At 47.8% G+C, this 389-nt stretch carries 1 protein-coding gene; it reads left to right on the top strand.

Annotated features, from left to right (window positions below):
- Positions 1 to 389: MFS transporter (locus tag RVS70_RS23070; RefSeq protein WP_321135074.1), on the top strand; the 389-nt coding region annotated here is incomplete at both ends.

Raw genomic sequence — 389 nt, forward strand, 5'->3', positions numbered from 1 at the left:
TGCTTCTGCCTTATGCGGAATGGCCAACAACATGACAGAATTGATTATCTTCCGTGGACTGCAAGGAATCGGCGGAGGCATCATGATGCCGATGGCGATGATTGTTATCGGTGACTTGTTCACAGGAAAACAGCGTGCTAAATTCCAAGGGGTCTTTGGCGCGATTTATGGGCTGGCTTCAGTAATTGGGCCGCAAATCGGCGGCTGGATTGTAGACTCGTTAAACTGGAAATGGGTTTTCTATATGAACCTGCCAGTCGGAATTATTGCGGTTATTTTCATTGCAAGAGGATTACAGGGACGCCAGCAGACTGGTCCGATCAACTTTGACATCGCTGGTATTTTCACGATGATTGTTGGTGTTGTCAGCCTCTTGCTCGCCTTAAGCT

The sequence above is a fragment of the Virgibacillus sp. M23 genome, assembly GCF_034190895.1.
GTDB classification, from domain to species: domain Bacteria; phylum Bacillota; class Bacilli; order Bacillales; family Amphibacillaceae; genus Virgibacillus; species Virgibacillus salarius.